The organism is Hahella chejuensis KCTC 2396 (assembly GCF_000012985.1).
In the GTDB taxonomy this organism is placed as follows: domain Bacteria; phylum Pseudomonadota; class Gammaproteobacteria; order Pseudomonadales; family Oleiphilaceae; genus Hahella; species Hahella chejuensis.
On record NC_007645.1, the window covers coordinates 1604744 to 1618464 of the forward strand.

A 13721-nucleotide genomic window follows, 5' to 3' on the forward strand; every position below is an offset into this window, starting at 1 on the left:
TTATGGACGTTTATAGTCATGTACGTTGTTGTGATTCAGGTTGTCGCAGGCGCCTTGCGTTTGTCTGCATTGAAGATTAGGGTGTTTCTAAATATTAATAAAACAAATAATACTAACCTCTCATTAGAAAAACTGATCATGCTGGATTACAAATTACTGCAGGCGCTGGCGGCGATAGTGGAAGGCCAGGGCTTTGAGAAGGGCGCCGCCTTGCTGGGGATTTCCCAGTCTGCGATTTCTCAGCGCATCAAGCTGTTAGAGGCGAGATTGGGACAACCCGTGCTGATCCGCTCCCCAGGGCTCACGCCCACCGATCTGGGAAAACGTCTTCTGAATCATGTGCAGCAGGTGCGTCTACTGGAGCACGATCTGTTGCAGGATGTACCGACGCTAGGCGCAGAGGCGCTACGCCTGCGCATTGCGATAAATGCCGATAGCCTCGCCACTTGGTGGTTTCCTGTGATGGGGGATTATTGCCAGCGCGAAGGCGTGCTGCTGGATCTGGTGATTGAAGATCAGGATATTGGGCTCAAACGGATGCGCGACGGCGACGTAGCGGGATGTGTATGCAGCGCCGAGCAGGCGGTGCAGGGCTCCCGTTGCGTTTACTTGGGAACCTTGGTTTATCGCGCCTACGCCAGCCCTGGTTTCATGTCCCGTTATTTCCCGCTGGGGCTGACCGCTGACGCGCTGGCGGTCGCGCCGGTCATTAATTTCGGTCCTGACGATCAATTGCAGCACCGCCTGTTGCACAGCCTGGGCTATCAGGGCGCGTTTCCGTTTCACTTATGCCCCTCTTCAGAAGGGTTCATCCGCATGTCGGAAGCCGGGCTGGGGTACGGCATGATGCCGGAGATTCAGGCGCAGGAGTCAGTGATGGCGGGGCGATTGGTGGAAGTAGCGGTAGAACATGCGCAGAAAGTGCCGTTGTACTGGCATTACTGGCGGCAGGGTGGGGACATGCTGGAAGGCCTGACTCGGCATTTATGTACGGCGATCCCTTTAAATCAGGGCGAAATAAAGGTTAAATAGCGATCTCCTGCAAAGTTGACCTACTCTCATAATGGATGTGATCCCGTAACCAAGTACACATACTGAACATTATTTTCTTTTCGTGCGCGGCGATGGGGCTCCATATTCGCTCATATCGGCGCTCAATTGTTAGATTCCAATTAATAAAAAAGCAGTTATTTCATGGCTAGTGAACTTCATCAAACCCAGGTTGACCTCGACGGACTGTTGGAGGTGCTGGGTCGTAACTTATATTCCACTCCCGCTGTGGCGATCCGGGAGCTTATTCAAAACGCGCATGACGCCTGCGTGCGTTCCCGGCTGGAGACAGGCCGGGACGGCGATTTCTCCATCCGCATCCAGGCGGATAGCCACCGCAACCAGATTGTCATCACCGATAACGGCTCCGGCCTCACCTACGAGGAAGTGCTGAAATATCTCGCCACTATCGGTTCCGGCTATACCCGTGTGCTGCGGGACAGCTCCCACAATGAGGACATGGTGGGATATTTCGGGCTGGGTTTTTTGTCCGCCTATGTTGTGGCGGAGAAAGTGGAAGTCTGGACAACGTCCTACCAGACGCCGGAGCAGACGTGGTATTTCTCCACCGCCGGCGGTAAAAAATTCGCCATTTCCGCCACTGCGCCAGCGCAGGTGGGAACCACCGTTAAGCTTCACCTGCGGGAGGAGTTTTACCACTTGGCGGAAAGCGACTTATTGCAGGGGCTGATTGAACGCTACTGTTGTCTGCTGCGCGTTCCCATTTTTCTTAATAACGACGACGTGCAGGTCAACAATCTTGTGGCGCCCTGGCGCTTGGACGCCGCCACCTCAGAATTGCAGCGTAAGAAGCGACGCCTGGAATTCGCCGCCATTTTCGAAGGCGCCTTTGAGCCCTTGTGCGCCATTCCCATTCCTGAGAATAACCCCTGGAGTCTGAAAGGGCTGCTTTGGGTACAGGACCGCGGCGGCTACGCCACCTCAGACTACCGTAATATCTCGGTGTTCGTGCGCAGTATGTTTATCACGGGAGAATGTCGTGAACTGTTGCCGCTTTGGGCGGGATTCGCCGGCGGAGTCGTGGAGTCGGTGGCGCTGTCTCCGACGGCGAGCCGTGAAGATATTCAGAAGAACGAGCGCTTTTATGAAATTCGCGACTTCCTGGCCGAAACGCTGATTGAGGGCCTGCGAACCATCGCCGCCAACGAAAGTAGCGTGTGGCGCCGTATTCTCAGCCGACACAACCAGACACTGTTAGGAGCGGCGCTGAGCGATGACCGTTTGTTCGAGGTCATGCAGAACGACCTGAAAATACCGACTACGATTGGCGATGTGACGCTTCCTGCTTACCTCAAGCAGAGCGGCGGCGTGATTTACATCCGGAATGAGGACAAGAACAGCCAGGAAGAGTTGCTGTTCCGGGCGCAAATGAAGCCATTGGTTTCGGGTTATCTTTATGCCGCGTCCGGTTTTTGTCAGAAGTATGCGCACTGGAATCACCTGAAAGCTCACATTCTGGGTAGCGGCGATGGGGAAACCAAACTGTTCACGGAAGAGACGGTAGATAAAGCGATTCACGACAAACTGGCCGCGCTCTTGTTGCGTAAAAATGAGGCGCTGTCCTGCGCGCGTTTTGAGCCGGCTCATGTGCCGCTGCTGGTCATCCACGATCAGGATGTGGCGCTCAAGAAACGAATTGAGCGGGATGAGGCGGACAAGCGCATCGGCTCGGCGGCGTTGAGTCTGGCGCGGTTACATACGCAAGCTATCTCAGCGGAAATCGAACGGCGTCTGTACGTCAACCTGAATTCGCCTTTGATTGCAGCCATGATTGACGGGACGCAGGAGGCGGCAGGCCACTTGGCGGTGGCTGTCCGGGCCTATATGGAGTCGTTAACCCATCAGGTCGACGATAGCGACTCTAACTTTTCTGACGAACTCAAACGCTTCAGCGATGCACTGCTGGCGATTACCAAAGGGGAGTAACGATGGATATTTGGAATTGGGTCCATGAACGCGTTTCGACGCTGACAGACAGCGGCGAGCATCGTCTGGCGGATTTTGTCTACGACATTTCCCATTATTCGGTGAATGATGAGCACCACAAAGTGGATGCGCTATTCCCGGAAGCGCTGAGCCTGGCGCGCAAGAACGGCGATAAGTGGCTGGAGATCTATTTCCGTCATTGGCATCTGCAAAGTCAGGTGCTGACCCGGCGCAAAGGCCAGGCCATGTTGGGCGAGGCGGTGGATTTGTTGGAGTTCGCCCACCGCGAAGAAACCCGTGACTGCCCGCAAAGCATCTGTGCAGTGCAGGATTTGGCCTGCTGCTATGCGATAACCGATGGTCCCGGCTACGTAGAGGAAAGACTGGCTGTGGCGCAGGAAACCATGAGCAGAATCGATGCGACCTGGCCCTGTTTCACCTGTATTGGCGGCGAATACAACAGTGCATTGATTGACGCGGGGCGCTTCGAGGATGCGCTGGCCTCTATCAGCGAGCAGAAAAAGGCGTTGACCGCCAGCCATCGCTCCCCTGATGACACCAACATGTTGTTTTGTCAGTTGGACGCCCTGATAGGTCTGCACCGATACGAAGAAGCAGAAAAGCTGGCGCGTAAAGCCAGAAACGATGGCGGCGGAGAGCATTTCGAGCGCCGCAGAAAGAACTATCTGGCTTGGTGTCTGGCGCTGCTTGAACGTGCTGAAGAGGCGGAGGAAGCACTGCTAAGCTATGAAGAGACCATGCTTTCGCCCGCTTTTTTTGAACCCTGGATCAAAACCAAGGAAGTATTGGCGTCCAAGCAAGTCAGCGCCAACTCGGAAGAGTTGGATTGGCAAATTAACGCCATGGTCTCGGAACTCTACGACAGTAAAGCATGGCGGGACACCGTCAATCTTGGGATGGTGCAGGCGCGATTGGCGCTCAATCGAGGAGCCGTCGCTATCGCCCGCTTATGCGCCCAGCGTGTAGCCGAAGCGGTTCAGCAACTACATCGGGATTGCGGCGCCGCAGAGGAGCTGGCCGCCCTGAGTGAAGCGGTAACCCAGGCGGAATCGCAAAGAACGCCATGGGATTTTGCTGAAATCGAGCAGTTCCTTGAGCAGCAGGCGGAAACCCGTGAAGCGGCGTTGGAGATGACTGCGGACGCATTGCGGAAGTGGCCGGATGACGAGCGAGTATTGCTCGAATACACCCAACTCCTGGACGCCAGCGGCTGGAGTGAGGCGGCGCTTGCGGTATTGCGAGAGAAATCCGGTTTTCACACTCCACGGTTGTTGATGACTTACGGCAATATTCTCATCGATCAGGATCATACAGACGAATTTTTGCGGGAATTCGGTGCGGAAATCGACCCGACCTTAGAAGATGATCTTTTTTGCCGTTTGTGCTGGCTGAAAATGCGCTTCTATTCAAATGGCGACCCGCAACAGGCCTACGAGTATGTCTGCAAATTGATTGATCGCTCTCCTGACGCAGGCTTTGCTATTGCCGCCGCTGCGCGACTGGCGATGAAAGTGGGTCGCTTTCAGGAGTCCGTTAACTGGTGGTCGCGTCTGATTGAGTTGGACCCGGAGGAAAGCGATCTGCATTGGGATCGGATGGTTCCTGCGACGATAGCCGGCGACTGGGCCTGCGTCAGGGAATCCATGCATGCCTTAGGGATGAACGCGCCTGAAGGCGAAGGACCAATTGATGAAGACAGCATTTATGTGAGAGTTCGCTTTATCGATGAGGATGGAGAAACGCGGGATTATCTGGCGGTGCGTAATGGTCCGGTCACTGCTCGCGTTATTGGTTTGGCTAGGTTGGGTGAGCCTCAACGCTTCGGATGCGAAGTGGTGTTTGACGCCGCGCCCTTGAACAAACTGGATCAGGAAGATGAAGAAGGCGGAATGCGTGATAGCGAAGGATTTTACACTTTGCTGTTTTCCGTAGTGCATGTCCTCAAAGCCCCTGAATATGACTATTTCGCCATTGATGGCGCGCATCCCGGCGATGAAAATCTGGAGCGCTTGCAGAATAGCCTTGCGGAGCTGCAGGTGTATTTTGATCGTCGCAGCAACGAAGAGTATATCCTGTATCTGGAGGACGACGCAGAGTTGCCTGGGATATATATCTACATCGCAGTCCCTATCGGCGCAGATCTGGAGGCCGTCAATACGCTACTGAGCGGGTTTTCCGCTGAGCTGGAGCATCCTCTGATTTGGCCGGATCTATTGGAAAAGCTGGGAGATGAAGCTGCTTTGGAAGCGCAGATGGAAATTCAGGAAAAGTACGATCTGTAGTCAGCAAGAAGGGCGGCGAGCCGCCTTTCTTGCGCATGTCCCAAAGGAAAAGACTATTTCACGATAGGCGTGATCTTGGAGCCTTCCAGGGAAACGCCCGCCATCAGGCCTTTGTTGGAGACGACAAAGGCGATGATGGGTTCTTGAATGGTGTTGGTGTCGATGGACTTGCCTGCGCCGAACTCGGCGATGGCGACGCTACCGTCAACGCCGACCTCCCAACCTTCACTTCTAGTGAACTTGTTAAGCGCGTCGGACGTCATGAACAACATGACGACGGTTTTCTCCTGCACTCCCGCCTGAAAGCCGATTGAGGCGGAAGCTATGTTGTAATAGCTCTGAATCGCGCCGCCTTTCACCAGTGCGCCATCGCCGTATTCGCCACCGACAATGAAGCCGGCTTTCAGTATTTCAGGAAACACTAATACGCCTTGCGCTTTGGCGGCGAGTTCTTGCCCGGAAGGGACTTTGTTGTAGAAGACTTTCAGGGCGGCGTTCACTTTGGCGTCAATTTCGACTTTGGACGCAGCAGAAGCGTTGAAAGCGACGCCGATAATCAATAGCAGGGAATAAATGAGTTTTTGGATTTTTATCATCAGATGCATACTTCCAGTCATTGAATGAATCCGCCCTATTATAAGCCTAACAAGCCCCGGTAAAACTGTGGTTTTCCCGGGCGCATCAATAGCTTGAGTTATTCGTCGTATCCGAAAGGAAACATATGCTGGCGAATGATGCCTTTAGGTACGGTCTTGTTGTTCAGTAGTCCGTAGCTTTTTGGCCATTCTTTACCTGGCAGTTTGAAGGTGCCGAACAGCATGTCAATAATCGGTAAGTGAATCGCATAGTTCTTATAGGCGTATGCAGGATCGTCTGCGTGGTGCCAGTGGTGATACTGCGGCGTTACCAAAATGTATTTCAGGAAGCCGAAGTTGAAATTCAGGTTAGCGTGCGCCAGCACCGCTTGCACTCCCACCAAAATAACATAGGCGTTCAACGCTTCGGCGGAAAAGCCCAGCAGGAACAGTGGAATCATTACCACGCTGCGAGTGATCAGTATTTCAACCAAGTGTACGCGGGAGCCGGCCAACCAATCCATGTGCTTGCTGGAATGGTGTACTGCGTGGAACTTCCACAGAAAAGGCACAGTGTGGTACAGGCGGTGGAACCAATACTGAGAGAAATCAGCCATAAATACAGCCAGCAGAAATTGCGCCCAGACTGGCATGGATTGAATGGCGTCACGCAGCGCATCGGAGGCTACCCAGCCAACCAGGAACGTGGAGGATGAAGTGGTGAAAATCAGAATGAACTGCACCAGCATGTGGCTCATAAAAAAGTAAGCCAGATCGGTCCGCCACTCAGGACGCAGTGTATGTGTTTCCAGTTTTTGCGCGAATGCGCGCTCCATGGGGATAAATACCAGGGCGGAGAAGAACAGCGCCAGAATGAACCAGTCCAGACCCAGCGAGTAGGGTGTTTCACCAATGCTGTTGAGCTGAATGTCCGCGCCGCCGGCGACCACCGCCGCAGTGGAAAAAAGCACGCCAGTCATGCTGAGGCGCTTTTGTTGGTTCAGCAGGAAGCTGAGCAGTCCAAGTATAAAAGAGGCGCAAAGCGCTACCAGCAAAAGAGTGCGAGCAAACTGCTCAGTGTAAACCTGACGCAATTCCTGCGTGGTCAGATATTCAGGGAAATGGAAACACAAAATTGCAAGGAAACTGAGAATGCCAAGTGTGGCGGAAATGTATCCGGAGATACGGCCCTGACCGAACTTGAAAGGAGCATGACCGTGACGGCTGAGATAATCGTTGATCAGTTTCATGATGTCTTCCCGAGGGTAAGCGTTAAATACCGCATAAGCGAGATGTTGTCGTGGAAGCCATCATGGAGTATTTCCGGGCGTCCGGCTATCAATGCTTATTGGGTGTCGGGATGTACGCAACTCGGTATCGAATATCGATACCATATACCGGAAAGACTTTTAAACGGATCAGTCTCGCAATTCAGGGATACACTACTAACACCTCTTCGGCCAGAGACTGACTTTTCAGAAAATCGGCGATAGCGCCGAAAGTGGTGGTTTTGATATCGCCAGAATGGTCGGATGTTCGGAACTCTTTCGCTATCAGCGGCGCAAGCAACCCTTTCAACGGTCCCAATTTGATCTCTTGCGGCTGGAACCACGCATGTTGATTGACCTTGATCTGCTTAACGCTGTCAGTTTGGTAGATCGACGCGAAAAGAATATCCAGCACATACTCCGTGCAATTCTGATACTTGGTGTTGAATGGATTGGACACCACGGAATAATTCTTGTTGTGAACGCTTTGCAGAATGCCCGACTCGATACTTTCCAGTATGCGCTGTTGCAGGGCTGGCGTAGGTATGATGACGCCAGCCTTCAAGACTTTGGCGCCGGAGAAAAAGTCGATGGGATAATCCATCGCCAGGTGACTGCGACGGGGGTTGTCATCGTCTTGATATAAATTGTGGATGGCGTACCCCTTCAGCGTCTCTCCCTGCTCGGTAGTGATAGTGGAATAGACGGCGAGCCCCGTATGCGTGAATTCCACACCTTTCGGGAGATCTTTGCCGGGAACGCCTTGTCTGGCCAGTAAGAATACGTAGGCGCCTCGCGCTGCGGCGGTTTTCTCCACTTTTTTCGCAAATACGGCGATTTCTTCAGCCGTGAAAGGAGAGGGACCTTCTTGTTGGCGACTTCCGCCGTAAGCATTGGACTGAAATAAAAAGAGGCTTACGGACAGCGCCACAAACCGAACTAACGCAGCGAATGCAATGCGCGCTCCCGATATGGAGCCTGATGCGGGCATAGTAAGCCTCTTGTACGTCAATTTAACGGGCTGCGACGGCTAATGCAGGAGCCGGACCTGCGGTCACGCTTTCGTCAGATACTTCCAGTGACCCGGATTTTTGGCCGGTAGCGCTGTTCCACAGTGGTTCGGCGATCCTGGCGCTGGCTTCGCCAACCACAGCAATGGCTTTAAACGGAACCGCTGCTGCGCCTGACGCCAGTTTGGCGCCGCCGGAGACGGTGTTGGTCGTCGCCTGTGCGGAGTGGGTCGCCGCTTGAGAGAAATGTTGCATGCTATCCGCCGCGAAGCTGGTGGATGCGAACAGCAAACAGGCGCTTGCCGTTAACGTAGAGATCATTTTTATCGCCATAGCGTATACCTCACTTTCTTGTGTTGCTGAAAAAGGTCGAGGACGCAAGCGTCGTCAACCTCAATGCCGAGCCAGCATGAACCTGGGCTGAACAAAGGCGATAGTAAGTCAGGTAAAGTCGCACGTTGTGGGCTGAAAAGTATCGTTATCCACGACTTTGAAGAGGGGCAAAGAGGATGGCATTGAGCTTTTCACGTGGCGGAGAGGTTTTTATTCTATAGTGAACACATGGTGAAAAATATTTTCAGAGGATGATCTATGACAACCAAAAACAAAGGCTTGACCAACCATGAAGTCACTGTTTGTTTAAAGGGCGGTGCGGTGCTGGGGCCCTTCAAGGCGACCTGGAGCACGGAAGTGGTCAGTGATGTGAGAGAGTTGCTGAAAGACTACGACGCTTTCTTGCAAACCGGTAAGCAAACGCGTTTCAAGTACCATTTGCATGATTCAGAAAAACGTCTGTCCCACACATTGGTGCTGCACTTCACCAATGTCACCGGCATTTATGATTGCGTCGAATTAAGTGAAGGCTGAGCGCGAAGGGCTCAGGATTGGCGTACGTAAACCCAGTTGGTGGCGCCGTTATCGCAAACGATAATGGCGTCCGACAGACCGTTGCATTGGTTGATATCCGACGGCAGCTCCTTCGAATAGCGAGGTTGGATCGCCATGGCGGATTTATCTCGCTTCAAGAAGCCGTACATAGTTTCAAAACGGTCGGAAAAGCTCAGGTTTTGCTTTTGGATATCCTTAAAGGAGTAATAGAACTTGGTGAAGCTCATGGTGGCGTCGCCCAGGCCTATTTCAAGCATTTTGGGGATATAGACGCGATAGGCTTGAGACAGATAGTCCTTCACCGCTGGCTCATTAGCGGGATCGCCTTGGAAAGACGGCAAATTCAGTTTGTTGTCCTCCGCCAAAGCGCCCTGTTTCAAAAACTTGTTCTGCTTGTTGGTCGCTAGATGAAATTGGTGGGAGCCGCAGGTTATCTGGTCTTTGTAAAGCAGGCAGTCGTTGGTGGCGGGGGCGCTGGAACGGGGAGCTTGTTGCACATCCGCTTTGGGCTCTGAACGAGAGATATTATTGGTGGCGGTTGCAGGCGTCGTGCCGACGGTGGATTCGGCTTTCCGCGGCTTCTGCGACTTGCCTGCGCCAGGCAGCGATAATCCCAGTTTGGCGGCGGGACGCTTGAGCAGCAGCGCCTGAATCTGGCGGTCGTTGCGGCGAAAATCCTCCAGCTTGGGCAGCGAAGCTCCTTCGCCTTTATCTTGGATCTCGCAGTAAAGACGCTCCATATCGGTGCGGGCCAGGGCTTGGCAGTCCGCCAGGCTGTGTGCGCTGAATGCGGCGGCGGCGAGCAATACGGACGTTCGTGTAAGAGAGAGTATTTTATTTTTCATAGGGCGTTAGCATAGCGGATCGACGGGACTAAACTGAATAGGCCATTTTTCAGCCTGTCATAAGCCTATTAACCAGGCAGACAAATAGCTTCCTTCTATTTGTCTGCAACGACAGGGCCTGCACATGTCAGGCCCTGTCTCCTGCGGCTTGTCGCCGCGCAGGCGCGTCCATGCGCCTGGTGATTAACATGCCAATATCATTGCCATGTTAATAATGTGTATTCTCCGATGGCCGGGGCGCTGCTTGCCAAGATTTCATCTCTCCGCAATGGGATTTGTGCTAGCTTTGTAAGCGGCCCTGCCTTCCCGCTGGATTCAGGGATTCCCGTTCAATAATTTACCTGTCGAAAAGGATAAAACATGGCTTCTATCACCTTAAAAGGCAATCCGGTTGAAACCAAAGGCGACCTGCCTGCAGTGGGCTCCAGCGCGCCGGATTTTACTCTGGTCAAACCTGACCTGTCCGAGGCGACGCTGAAGGATTACGCCGGCAAGCGTCTGGTGCTGAATATTTTCCCCAGTGTGGACACGCCTACTTGCGCGACTTCCGTACGCATGTTCAATGAGAAAGCGAGTAAGAAGGACAATACTGCCGTATTGTGCGTCTCTGCTGATCTGCCATTCGCCATGGCGCGCTTCTGCGGCGCGGAAGGATTGCAAAATGTGGATAACGGCTCTGTATTTCGTAATGCCGAGTTCGGTGATCGTTATGGTGTGACGGTAATGACCGGTCCACTGAAAGGACTGTTGTCACGGGCGGTTGTGGTGATCGATGAGTCCGGCAAAGTGCTGCACACGGAGCAAGTGGCGGAAATCGCGGATGAGCCTAATTATGAGGCTGCGCTGGCTGCGCTCTAAGCGGCTGGCAAGGCGTGTGAACGCCTGAGGTAAACGAAACCGGCGCATTTACGCGCCGGTTCGAAGGCTAAGCCAGCACTTTTTGAATCCACGCCGAGATATCGTGAATCTCTTCCAGACACACACTGTGATCCATTGGGTAAGTATTGTACTCGGGTGTGTAACCCATCGTCTGCAAGTGGCTGAGGGCGGCCCGTCCCAGACTCTCCGGCACGACGGAATCCATGGTTCCATGACAAATACGGATGGGAATGTCGCGATTCGCGGAATCAGGCTTCAGGCTCGCGGCGGTGGCCAGATAAGTGGAAAGGCCCATCAGACCCGCCAGAGGTTTGGGATAGGTTAGCGCAGTTTGGTAGGCGACGGCGCCGCCCTGGGAAAAGCCCGCCACGATAATGCGGCGACTGTCTATGCCGCGCTCGATCTCTCTGTCCACTAATGCGCGCACCGCGTTGGCGGAAGCTTGCAGGTGGGCTTCGTCCACTTTGCGCTCAATGCTCATCTCCAGAATGTCATACCAGGCGGGCATGACATAGCCGCCATTGATAGTAACTGGAATAGACGGCGCATGAGGAAAGATGAAACGCACCGCCATGTCCTCAGGCAGACGCAGCTCCGGCACGATCGGGGCGAAGTCGTTGCCGTCGGCGCCGAGGCCATGCAGCATGATAAAGGCCGCGTTCGCGGGTTTGCTGGGCTCAATTTCAATATAAGGTAGTAGTGCTGGGGTAGGGGCTAGGGTAGTCACGTGATAGGTTAACCGATGCTTTTTTCCAGGATGGATTGTTGTTTCATATGTTCGAAGCCAAGTTTGCCATAAAACTCCAGCGCTTCCAGCCGCACGGCGTTGCAGCGCACGCGCAAGCGTTCGCAACCGCGCTCCTGCAGCCACTCTGACGCCGCCATTATCAGCTGCTTACCCACGCTCAAACCGCGTCCATTTTCATCCACCACCAGACTGATGATTTCGCCGAAACAGCCTTCCGCCAGACGCACATCCATACTGGCCTGGATGCAGCCGACGGCCACGCCGTCTTTTTCCGCGATAAAGGTTTCGCCGCCCCTTTCTGCTATTTGGGTGATTCTGACCGATGTCTCTTGTGGTGAGACGGCGTAGCCCAATTGCGTCATTAAGTGAGAGATGGGCGTTGCGTCGGCGCAAGTGGCCGCTCTGATATCGATAGTCAGCATAGGCGTTGTCGGATTCGCTAAGTTGGAGTCTGCCCCGAGCCGGGCGTTTGACGGCTGATCGTGCATCTAATATAGCCTGAAACGGGAACGTAAAGAACTGTGGCCGATCTTGGCTTTGGTCGATGACGTTCTGATGACGGCGGGCGCCACTTATTTCAACGTCAGCCGATCCAGGCGCAAGCGATGGCGCTCATCGAACAGGCGCCAGATGGCCAGTCGGTTGGCGATCCAGGTTCCAAATCCGGTGGCGGCGACAATCATCAGAAATATCATGATTTGATAGGCGACGGCGGTTTCCGGCGGGCTGCCTGCGAGAATCTGTCCGGTCATCATACCGGGAAGACTGACGACGCCTGCGGTGGCCATGCCATTGATGGCTGGCGTCATTCCTGCGTGCATGGCCTGACGGCGCTGATCCTGAATGGCTTCCTCGGCAGGTGCGCCCAGCATGAGGCGTCCCTCGATGAGGTCTTTCTGGTTTCTGGCGCCGGCGGTCAGACGGTCCAGGCACAGTGAAACGCCATTGAGAGTGTTGCCGAGAATCATCCCCAGCAAGGGGATCGCGTATTGCGGCTGATACCAGGGGGCGGGTTGGATCAGCGCCAGCAAGACAATCAGAATCATAGAGTACGAGCTTGCCGTCATGGCGAGCAGGCCGATGTGGAAAGTCCAGCCATCAGCAAATCTGAGTTCTTGGCGCGCGCCGACCTCCCGTCCCGCCATGGCGGCCATAAACAGGCTGACTATTAGCACCCAGGGCAGCGAGGCCTGGGCGAACAGAAACTTCAGCGCCATGCCGATCAAACTTAGCTGAATAGTCAGACGCGCGACGCCGATCAATATGCCTGAGCTGAGGTCAGGGGCCTGTCGCCAGTTGATCCAGGCCAGGCTGCACACCAATAATGCGCACAAGCCCAGGTCCCAGATGCTTAAGTGGATAATGCTCATCGTTCAGCCTAATAAATGGCGCTCAAACTTGGAAAGTGGGAGTGAGTTCGCTCAGCTCCCGCACTTTGTCGTCAATGATATTCCAGAAGCGATTGGCCAGCCGCAGGCACTGCTCCTGATCATGGCTGACCAGACAGATCGCCCGGCCCGGTTCCGCCAGATAGGCGGTCAGCATCCGTTCGACACGGTCACGGTTACGGTTATCCAGATTGGCGCTTGGTTCATCCAGAAGCGCGACGGCGGGTGAGCGGGACAGGGTTCGGATCAGGCCCAGGCGTTGACGTTCGCCACTGGACAGGCGGCCGGCTTCCCAGCCTGCGACATCGGGATTGAATCCGGCCTTTTCATACCAGGAAGACGGCATGGCGGCGGGCATGTGCTCTCCTACGGTGGGCAGCCACCAGCGGCATTCGCTGGGGGTGAGCATCACCATACGACGCCACTCCGGCGCTGGAATCTGGTCACAGGGCTCACCGCGTAGAAAGCAAGCGCCGGAGTGTGGGTCCAGATCGGCGATGGCGCGCAACAACAGGCTTTTACCGCTGCCGGACGGGCCGCTCAGAGCGACGCAGTCACCCTCATAAAGATGATTGGAGAATGGTTTGAGAGAGCCTATGGCTAGGTCTCTAAGCGACAACAGCGGCATTGCGTCAACCTGCTCACGTCCGTGAGTATCACGAAGGTCTGCTGAATTCAGGCCAGGGGAAATTGTTCGCTCACAGCTTGCGGCGCCTCACTGGCGATGGGATGAAGATGCTCCGTCAGGGTCATTTTTGAACGCGCCGCTCAATAAAAGTCTATCGTAAAATTCGTAGAACGCCCGTAAAACTTTGTGGAA

Annotated in this window: 14 protein-coding genes; 5 read left to right on the plus strand and 9 right to left on the minus strand. The window is 54.3% G+C overall.

Annotated elements, in window-relative coordinates; all coding sequences use genetic code 11:
* The first annotated feature begins 138 nt into the window (after positions 1-138).
* The 3 genes from HCH_RS07225 to HCH_RS07235 all read left to right on the plus strand — a co-directional run bounded on the left by HCH_RS07225 (position 139) and on the right by HCH_RS07235 (position 5300).
* Positions 139-1032 (plus strand): ArgP/LysG family DNA-binding transcriptional regulator, encoded by an 894-nt coding sequence (locus HCH_RS07225; protein ID WP_011395522.1) that lies wholly within the window; start codon positions 139-141, stop codon positions 1030-1032.
* Positions 1033-1194: 162 nt separating this feature from the next.
* Complete coding sequence (locus HCH_RS07230) at positions 1195-2997, plus strand: ATP-binding protein (protein ID WP_011395523.1); 1803 nt, start codon at positions 1195-1197, stop codon at positions 2995-2997.
* A gap of 2 nt (positions 2998-2999) precedes the next feature.
* Positions 3000-5300: a hypothetical protein gene (locus tag HCH_RS07235; protein WP_011395524.1), complete on the plus strand. Its 2301-nt coding sequence runs from the start codon at positions 3000-3002 to the stop codon at positions 5298-5300.
* 53 nt (positions 5301-5353) lie between these two features.
* Here the strand turns inward: HCH_RS07235 and HCH_RS07240 are convergent, their stop codons facing one another.
* The 4 genes from HCH_RS07240 to HCH_RS07255 all read right to left on the minus strand — a co-directional run bounded on the left by HCH_RS07240 (position 5354) and on the right by HCH_RS07255 (position 8486).
* Positions 5354-5896 (minus strand): BPSL1445 family SYLF domain-containing lipoprotein, encoded by a 543-nt coding sequence (locus HCH_RS07240; RefSeq protein WP_041599314.1) that lies wholly within the window; start codon positions 5894-5896, stop codon positions 5354-5356.
* Between the two features lie 98 nt (positions 5897-5994).
* On the minus strand, positions 5995-7125 hold the full coding sequence (locus tag HCH_RS07245) for a sterol desaturase family protein (protein ID WP_011395526.1): 1131 nt from the start codon (positions 7123-7125) through the stop codon (positions 5995-5997).
* A gap of 181 nt (positions 7126-7306) precedes the next feature.
* Positions 7307-8134 (minus strand): DUF2145 domain-containing protein, encoded by an 828-nt coding sequence (locus HCH_RS07250; RefSeq protein ID WP_011395527.1) that lies wholly within the window; start codon positions 8132-8134, stop codon positions 7307-7309.
* A 22-nt stretch (positions 8135-8156) separates the two neighbouring features.
* On the minus strand, positions 8157-8486 hold the full coding sequence (locus tag HCH_RS07255; protein ID WP_148212513.1) for a hypothetical protein: 330 nt from the start codon (positions 8484-8486) through the stop codon (positions 8157-8159).
* 258 nt (positions 8487-8744) lie between these two features.
* Here HCH_RS07255 and HCH_RS07260 point away from each other — a divergent pair, with 258 nt between their 5' ends.
* Entirely contained in the window at positions 8745-9020 is a 276-nt protein-coding gene (locus HCH_RS07260; protein WP_011395531.1) for a hypothetical protein, read from the plus strand.
* 11 nt (positions 9021-9031) lie between these two features.
* On the opposite strand, the gene HCH_RS07265 is transcribed toward HCH_RS07260, so the two are convergent.
* Positions 9032-9886, minus strand: coding sequence for a hypothetical protein (locus HCH_RS07265; protein ID WP_011395532.1), 855 nt, complete (start codon positions 9884-9886; stop codon positions 9032-9034).
* 360 nt (positions 9887-10246) lie between these two features.
* Between HCH_RS07265 and tpx the strand changes: the two genes are divergently transcribed.
* The gene (tpx, locus tag HCH_RS07270; RefSeq protein WP_011395533.1) at positions 10247-10744 is read left to right on the plus strand and encodes a thiol peroxidase; all 498 of its coding nucleotides are present in this window, start codon (positions 10247-10249) and stop codon (positions 10742-10744) included.
* A 67-nt stretch (positions 10745-10811) separates the two neighbouring features.
* Here the strand turns inward: tpx and HCH_RS07275 are convergent, their stop codons facing one another.
* The 4 genes from HCH_RS07275 to HCH_RS07295 form a co-directional block, all read right to left on the minus strand.
* A complete protein-coding gene (locus HCH_RS07275) occupies positions 10812-11492 on the minus strand; it encodes an alpha/beta hydrolase (RefSeq protein ID WP_011395534.1) in 681 nt (226 codons plus the stop codon).
* 8 nt (positions 11493-11500) lie between these two features.
* Positions 11501-11935 carry a GNAT family N-acetyltransferase gene (locus HCH_RS32185; protein WP_158304936.1) on the minus strand — a complete coding sequence of 145 codons (435 nt, stop codon included), beginning with the start codon at positions 11933-11935 and terminating at the stop codon, positions 11501-11503.
* Between the two features lie 150 nt (positions 11936-12085).
* The gene (locus tag HCH_RS07290) at positions 12086-12883 is read right to left on the minus strand and encodes an ABC transporter permease (RefSeq protein ID WP_011395536.1); all 798 of its coding nucleotides are present in this window, start codon (positions 12881-12883) and stop codon (positions 12086-12088) included.
* A gap of 22 nt (positions 12884-12905) precedes the next feature.
* On the minus strand, positions 12906-13529 hold the full coding sequence (locus tag HCH_RS07295; RefSeq protein ID WP_011395537.1) for an ABC transporter ATP-binding protein: 624 nt from the start codon (positions 13527-13529) through the stop codon (positions 12906-12908).
* Positions 13530-13721 lie beyond the last annotated feature (192 nt).

Coding starts and splice junctions, on each gene's coding strand:
- HCH_RS07290 (WP_011395536.1), bottom strand. CDS start 12,883: ATGAGCATTATCCACTTAAGCATCTGGGACCTGGGCTTGTGCGCATTA.
- HCH_RS32185 (WP_158304936.1), bottom strand. CDS start 11,935: ATGCTGACTATCGATATCAGAGCGGCCACTTGCGCCGACGCAACGCCC.
- HCH_RS07225 (WP_011395522.1), top strand. CDS start 139: ATGCTGGATTACAAATTACTGCAGGCGCTGGCGGCGATAGTGGAAGGC.
- HCH_RS07250 (WP_011395527.1), bottom strand. CDS start 8,134: ATGCCCGCATCAGGCTCCATATCGGGAGCGCGCATTGCATTCGCTGCG.
- HCH_RS07230 (WP_011395523.1), top strand. CDS start 1,195: ATGGCTAGTGAACTTCATCAAACCCAGGTTGACCTCGACGGACTGTTG.
- HCH_RS07240 (WP_041599314.1), bottom strand. CDS start 5,896: ATGATAAAAATCCAAAAACTCATTTATTCCCTGCTATTGATTATCGGC.
- HCH_RS07265 (WP_011395532.1), bottom strand. CDS start 9,886: ATGAAAAATAAAATACTCTCTCTTACACGAACGTCCGTATTGCTCGCC.
- HCH_RS07255 (WP_148212513.1), bottom strand. CDS start 8,486: ATGGCGATAAAAATGATCTCTACGTTAACGGCAAGCGCCTGTTTGCTG.
- HCH_RS07260 (WP_011395531.1), top strand. CDS start 8,745: ATGACAACCAAAAACAAAGGCTTGACCAACCATGAAGTCACTGTTTGT.
- HCH_RS07295 (WP_011395537.1), bottom strand. CDS start 13,529: ATGCCGCTGTTGTCGCTTAGAGACCTAGCCATAGGCTCTCTCAAACCA.
- HCH_RS07235 (WP_011395524.1), top strand. CDS start 3,000: ATGGATATTTGGAATTGGGTCCATGAACGCGTTTCGACGCTGACAGAC.
- HCH_RS07245 (WP_011395526.1), bottom strand. CDS start 7,125: ATGAAACTGATCAACGATTATCTCAGCCGTCACGGTCATGCTCCTTTC.
- tpx (WP_011395533.1), top strand. CDS start 10,247: ATGGCTTCTATCACCTTAAAAGGCAATCCGGTTGAAACCAAAGGCGAC.